Origin of the sequence: Agrobacterium sp. DSM 25558, from assembly GCF_900100825.1 — a bacterium.
In the GTDB taxonomy this organism is placed as follows: domain Bacteria; phylum Pseudomonadota; class Alphaproteobacteria; order Rhizobiales; family Rhizobiaceae; genus Agrobacterium.
In genome coordinates this window covers 1-6,643 of sequence record NZ_FMUD01000068.1, presented here as the reverse complement: position 1 = coordinate 6,643, position 6,643 = coordinate 1, and the positions used below count along the sequence as shown (strand labels likewise).

The 6,643-nt window shown below is 54.6% G+C and carries 5 protein-coding genes; all 5 read left to right on the top strand.

Annotation, left to right across the window (positions count from 1 at the left end; all coding sequences use genetic code 11):
* The coding region (locus tag DSM25558_RS28920) for a calcium-binding protein (protein ID WP_159442536.1) at positions 1 to 346 on the top strand (346 nt) is incomplete at its 5' end.
* Positions 347 to 353: 7 nt separating this feature from the next.
* Entirely contained in the window at positions 354 to 3,068 is a 2,715-nt protein-coding gene (locus DSM25558_RS27255; RefSeq protein WP_159442535.1) for a calcium-binding protein, read from the top strand.
* Positions 3,069 to 3,106: 38 nt separating this feature from the next.
* The gene (locus DSM25558_RS27250) at positions 3,107 to 3,595 is read left to right on the top strand and encodes a calcium-binding protein (protein WP_077107744.1); all 489 of its coding nucleotides are present in this window, start codon (positions 3,107 to 3,109) and stop codon (positions 3,593 to 3,595) included.
* A gap of 10 nt (positions 3,596 to 3,605) precedes the next feature.
* Complete coding sequence (locus DSM25558_RS27245; RefSeq protein ID WP_244554338.1) at positions 3,606 to 5,504, top strand: type I secretion system permease/ATPase; 1,899 nt, start codon at positions 3,606 to 3,608, stop codon at positions 5,502 to 5,504.
* The gene (locus tag DSM25558_RS27240) at positions 5,395 to 6,615 is read left to right on the top strand and encodes an HlyD family type I secretion periplasmic adaptor subunit (RefSeq protein WP_244554339.1); all 1,221 of its coding nucleotides are present in this window, start codon (positions 5,395 to 5,397) and stop codon (positions 6,613 to 6,615) included. Before DSM25558_RS27245 ends, DSM25558_RS27240 begins: the two co-directional genes overlap by 110 nt.
* Positions 6,616 to 6,643: the final 28 nt, after the last annotated feature.

The window sequence follows — 6,643 nt, the reverse complement described above, 5'->3', positions numbered from 1 at the left end:
GAGTACCCCCGGAGCCGGTGATGCAGGTTCGATCCTGATCAAGAGCACGCTCGGAACACCGTATGAGCAAGGTCTCGAGCGGATTGCCTTTGCCGATGGCACGACATGGGATGCAGCGCAGATCCGGACCAAAGCCATTGCCTCGGCCCAGACCAATGGGAATGACACCATTACCGGCTTTGCGACCGGTGATACATACACCGGCGGCAAGGGTAACGACGTCATCAACGGTGGAGAGGGTAGCGACACGTACGTCTACGCCCGTGGTGATGGCAACGACACCATACCGAAAGCACCTGGGGCGGCACAACGACCAACTTGTCTTCACCGACATCAATCCAGCTGACGTCACCGTGAGCTTCACGGGAATTGATCTGCTGGTTACGATTGCCGAGAGTACCCCCGGAGCCGGTGATGCAGGTTCGATCCTGATCAAGAGCACGCTCGGAACACCGTATGAGCAAGGTCTCGAGCGGATTGCCTTTGCCGATGGCACGACATGGGATGCAGCGCAGATCCGGACCAAAGCCATTGCCTCGGCCCAGACCAATGGGAATGACACCATTACCGGCTTTGCGACCGGTGATACATACACCGGCGGCAAGGGTAACGACGTCATCAACGGTGGAGAGGGTAGCGACACGTACGTCTACGCCCGTGGTGACGGCAACGACACCATCACCGAAAGCACCTGGGGTGGCACCAGCGACCAACTGGTCTTTACCAACATCAACCCATCCGACGTAACATTGGCGCGTAATGGTACGGACTTAACGATCATCATCGCTGACAGCACTCCAGGTGCTGGCGACGGAGGGTCGGTCCTGCTCAAGGACACGCTCGACGGCACTTATGAACGCGGCGTCGAAAAGGTTGTCTTCGCAGATGGTACAATTTGGACCAGAGCGAATATGATATCAAACGTGGCCTATTTCGCGGGATCGAACGGAAATGACACAATCACTGGAACCGATAACTCCGACAGCCAAATCCTGGCAGGCCTTGGGAATGATATTCTAAAAGGGCTTGCCGGTAGTGACACCTATGTTTACCTTTCTGGTGATGGAAATGACACCGTCGATGATAAGTCGGGCTCTATCACTGACGTCGATGTGCTAAAACTGACGGACCTGAACGTCGGTGACCTGACCTTCAGCCGGACTGGCACGCATGCAAGAATCACGGTCAACAGCACCGGTCATGTCATCACCCTCGACGAGCAGTTCTATTCTGAGACGGCAAATTGGGGTGTCGAGAAAATCGAATTTGCCGACGGCACAGTCTGGGATCGCGCCCAGATAAAAACGGCATCGATATCCCATATTTACGGTACCAGCGGCAACGACACGTTGGTTGGAACAGCGTTAAACGATGTCTTCAATGGCGGTTTGGGCGACGACCGTATCAACAGTGGAACGGGCAGCGATACTTACATCTACGCTTCCGGTGATGGAACTGATTACATCGATGATGAGTCCGACTCAACGACGGATATTGACGTGCTGAGGCTGACTGATCTGAACGTAGAAGACTTGACCTTCAGCCGGTCAGGCAGCCATGTCAAAATCAGCATTAACAGCACGGGTCACGCCATTACGCTCGATGAGCAGGTTGAGTCTGATGTAAATTACTGGGGCATCGAGAAAATCGAATTCGCCGATGGCACAGTATGGGATCGTACCCAGATAAAAGCGGCGGCCATATCACGTATCAACGGAAGCAGCGCCGGTGAGACGCTTTACGGCACATCGCTGGACGATGTCTTCAACGGCGGGCTTGGTGATGACCGTTTCAATAGTGGCGCGGGCAGCGATACTTACATCTACGCGTCAGGCGATGGTACTGACTACATCGATGACGAATCAGGCTCTACCACCGATGTCGATGTAATGAAACTGACGGACCTGAACGTCGGTGACCTGACCTTTAGCCGGGCTGGCTCGCATGCAAAGATCACGGTCAACAGCACCGGTCATGTTATCACCCTCGACGAGCAGTTCTATTCTGAGACCGCAAATTGGGGTATCGAGAAAATCGAATTTGCCGACGGCACAGTATGGGATCGTACTCAGATAAAATTGGCGGCCATATCACGCATCAACGGAAGCACCGGCGGTGAGACGCTTTACGGCACATCGCTAGACGATGTCTTCAACGGCGGGCTTGGTGATGACCGTTTCAATAGTGGCGCGGGCAGCGATACTTACATCTACTCGTCAGGCGATGGTACCGATTACATCGATGACGAGTCGGGCTCTACCACCGACGTCGATGTACTGAAACTGACGGACCTGAACGTAGGTGACCTGACCTTTAGCCGGGCTGGCTCGCATGCAAAGATCACGGTCAACAGCACCGGTCATGTCATCACACTCGATGAGCAGTTCTATTCTGAGACCGCAAATTGGGGTATTGAGAAAATCGAATTTGCCGACGGTACAGTATGGGATCGTAGCCAGATAAAAGCTGCGGCCATATCGCGCATCAACGGCACCAGCAGTGGCGAGACGCTTAACGGCACATCGCTGGACGACGTGTTCAATGGTGGTCTCGGCGACGATCGTTTTGAGAGCGGAGCGGGCAGTGATGCCTACGTGTACGCAAAGGGTGACGGCAATGATCGAATTGTCGAAAACTCCGGGTCCAACGTGGAGATCGACACTCTACGCTTCGATGATCTAACTCCAGCCGACGTCGAGTTCAGCCGCTTCAACGATACTTTGCTGCTGAAAGTCGTTGAGACAGGGCACACGATTACGGTCGATTGGCAATTCTATTCCGATGCGTCTAACTGGGGTATCGAGAAGATCGAGTTCGCCGACGGCACAGTATGGGACCGTGCCCAGATAAAAGCGGCGGCCATATCACGTATCAACGGAACCAGCGGTGGCGAGACGCTTAACGGCACATCGCTGGACGATGTGTTTAATGCTGGGCTCGGCGACGACCGGTTTGAGAGCGGATCGGGCAGTGATACCTACGTGTACGCAAAGGGTGACGGCAATGATCGAATTGTCGAAAACTCCGGGTCCAAGCGGAGATCGACACTCTACGCTTCTTTGATCTAACTCCAGCCGAGGTCGAGCTCAGCCGCTCTAGCGATACGTTGCTGCTGAAAGTCGTTGAGACAGGACACACGATTACGGTCGATTGGCAATTCTATTCCGACGCCTCTAACTGGGGTATCGAGAAGATTGAGTTTGCCGATGGGACTCTCTGGGATCGCACCCATATCAAAGATGCGGCCTGGCTAAGAGGTACAAGTGGCAATGACACCCTGACAGGGACTAGCGGAAATGACACGCTCTTCGGTGACAGCGGAAACGACGCCATCACGACTGGCGCTGGCGATGACATCATCATCTTCAGGCCGAACTTTGGTTTGGATACGGTCACCGATTTTCAGGCAGGTGCTGGCTCCGCGGATGTGCTGGAGTTCGACAATAGCCTGTTCTCGGATTTTGAGGATGTGCTGGCTGCTGCGGCTCAGGTCGGGAACGATACCGTCATCACATACGATGCTGCAAACACGGTGACATTGAAGAATGTTGCTCTAACCAGCTTGCACGATGACGATTTGCGGTTCGTCGCTTAAGGATTGAGCCTTGTCGAATACAATATCGAGTGAAGCGCGGCGGCCTCTGGTCGCCGCTGCCTTGAGATCGACACGCAAGGCATTCGTATCGGTGGCTGTCCTCAGCGCCTTTACCAATATCCTCATGCTGACAGGCCCGCTGTTCATGATGCAGGTCTATGACCGTGTCCTGTCCAGTCGCAGCGTGCCGACACTGGTTGCGCTGTCGGTTCTGGCCATCACCCTCTACATCTTTCTTGGGGTTCTTGAACTGATCCGGGCAAGGATCCTTTCACGGATCGGCGCGCGGATAGAAGAACAACTGGGTGGGCCAACCTTCGATGCGGTCATGCTGCTGCCTCTCAGAATGTCAAAGAAGGAGGCAGTTTCTCAGCCAATCAGAGATCTTGAGCAAATGCGCCAATTCATGGGCGGTCCAGGGCCGGTCGCGATGTGCGATATGCCATGGCTTCCACTTTACATCGGCATCCTGTTTCTGTTTCACGCGTATTTGGGCTGGCTGGCCATTGCAGGTGCGGCCGTTTTGATCGCGCTGACGCTCCTTAGCGAAGTCGTATTGCGCGATCCGACTCGGCGCGTCTCCCAACTCGGTTCGGCCAGGGCTGAGTTTGTCGAGGCCGGGCGAAGAAACGCTGAAGCCCTACATGCGATGGGTATGAAAACCGCCTATACGCGCAAGTGGTACGACACGAACGGGCCTTATCTGGAAGAACAGCGGCGGGCCAGCGATACGACCGGTAGCTTTTCGACATTCTCGAAGATATTTCGTTTGGCGCTCCAGTCGGCCGTCCTCGCTCTCGGTGCCTGGCTTGCCATCCGGCAGCTTGCGTCTCCAGGAGCGATGATCGCATCATCGATACTGACGTCCCGAGCGCTCGCACCCATTGAGCAGGCGATTGGTCAGTGGCGCAGCTTCGTCAACTTCAGACAAGCAAAAGCACGATTGGCTCAACTGCTGCAGACGACGGCTTTGCCAGAAGACAAAATGTCCTTGCCCGCACCGTCGAACACGATTTCGGTTTCGGCTGTATCGGTGGTGGCACCCGGTAACCAAAATGCGACCGTGCGCGATGTGACCTTTTCGCTGACGTCTGGTCAGGGTGTCGGTATCATAGGTCCGAGCGGTTGTGGGAAATCGACGTTGGTCCGTGCGCTTGTTGGTATATGGCCTCCGGCTCGCGGCACTGTCAGGCTGGACGGAGCCGAACTGGATCAGTGGCATCCTGAAGCTCTTGGACCTTCAATCGGATATCTTCCGCAAGGCGTCGAATTGTTTGACGGCACGATTGCCGAAAACATCAGCCGGTTTGCTGAGTCTCCCAATCCAAATGATGTCATAGATGCAGCCAGAATGGCTGATGTGCATGAACTGATCCTGTCGATGGCGGATGGATACGACACACGGATCGGAAATAGTGGCGCCGCTCTATCGGCAGGCCAGCGCCAACGTATCGGGCTCGCACGGGCGCTCTACGGTCATCCATTCCTGATCGTTCTCGACGAGCCGAATGCAAATCTCGACGCCGAAGGCGAAATGGCCCTTAACAATGCCATTTTAGCAGCACGACAAAGAGGCGCTATCGTCGTGATCGTTGCACACAGACCAAATGCACTTCAGCAGTCGATCACGTGCTTGTCCTGTCTCAAGGCGCCATGGTGGCTTTCGGACCTCGGGACGAAGTGCTTCGAAAGACGACAATGCGCGCAGTATCGGAAAAAGCATGACCTCGGAACCCGTGACTGCAGCCGGAAAATCCATTCGACGCTATACGTTGGCGTCCGCAGTGGTGATTGTCGTGATGGTCGCAGGGGTCGGCGGCTGGGCTGCAACAGCCAACTTATCGGGCGCGGTCATCGGGACAGGTACTGTTGTTGTCGATGGCAATGTAAAACGCATCCAGCATCGTGAAGGCGGTATCGTTGGAGACATCCTTGTGCGCAACGGTGCCTTGGTGAAAGCCGGTGATCTGCTCATACGACTGGATGACACTGTTACGAGGGCCAATCTCGCAATGGTCACCAAGCAAATCAACCAGTTCAGCGCGCGTAGATTAAGGCTCGTTGCAGAAAGCGATGATGCCTCTGACATGGCGTTCACCGATCCGCAGCTTGCCCAACAGGCTGATGTCTATCTGCAGGCAGAAAAGACACTTTTTGCCGCGCGCAAACGAACGCTTGATGGCCAGAAGGCGCAACTGCGACAACGTATCGACCAGATCAGGCAGGAGAATGGTGGCCTGCTTGTTCGGAAGAGCGCTAAAGAAGAGGAGTTGTCCTGGATCGGGCAGGAACTTGTTCGCGTCAGAAGCCTATCGGACCAGCAACTGATACAGTTCAACCGCCTGGCGGAACTGGAGCGGGTGCGAGCGCAACTTGATGGAGAGCGAGGTCAGTTGATCTCTGAAATTGCCCGTACCGCAGCACGCGTCACTGAAACTGAACTCCAGATCCTTCAACTCGATCAGGATCGTCTGGCAGAGGTTCTGACGGAACTGCGCGATGTCGACAACAAGCTTGCTGAACTCGAAGAGCAAAAAATCACCGCACAGGACCAACTGAAGCGGGTCGATATACGGTCGCCGCAGGACGGTATTGTCCACGAGCTCGCCGTTCACACACTCGGTGGCGTGATCGCAGCCGGAGAAACGGTAATGCAGATCGTACCTGTGAATGATCGTCTCGTTGTGGAAGCGCGCATTCAATCAGCAGATATTGACCAGTTACATGTCGGCCAACAAGCGGTACTTCGCTTCTCGGCCTTCAATCAACGTACGACGCCGGAAATAGACGGGCAGATCAAAACCGTTGGCGCTGACCTCGTTCATAACCCGCAAACTGGCGAAAGCTGGTACACGGCACGCATCCAAATAGAACCCGACGAGATGTCAAAGCTCGGCAATCTCGTCTTATTGGCGGGTATGCCGGTGGAAGCTTTTATTAAGACCACCGAGAGAACAGCATTGTCTTATTTGATCAAGCCACTCGCCGATCAGATCAACAAAGCAATGCGAGAAGACTAATATAGAATGTTAGTAAAAATCTACCTAC

Excerpts from the sequence above, each read along its gene's own strand:
- DSM25558_RS27240 (WP_244554339.1), top strand. The coding sequence starts at position 5,395 with ATGGTCGCAGGGGTCGGCGGCTGGGCTGCAACAGCCAACTTATCGGGC.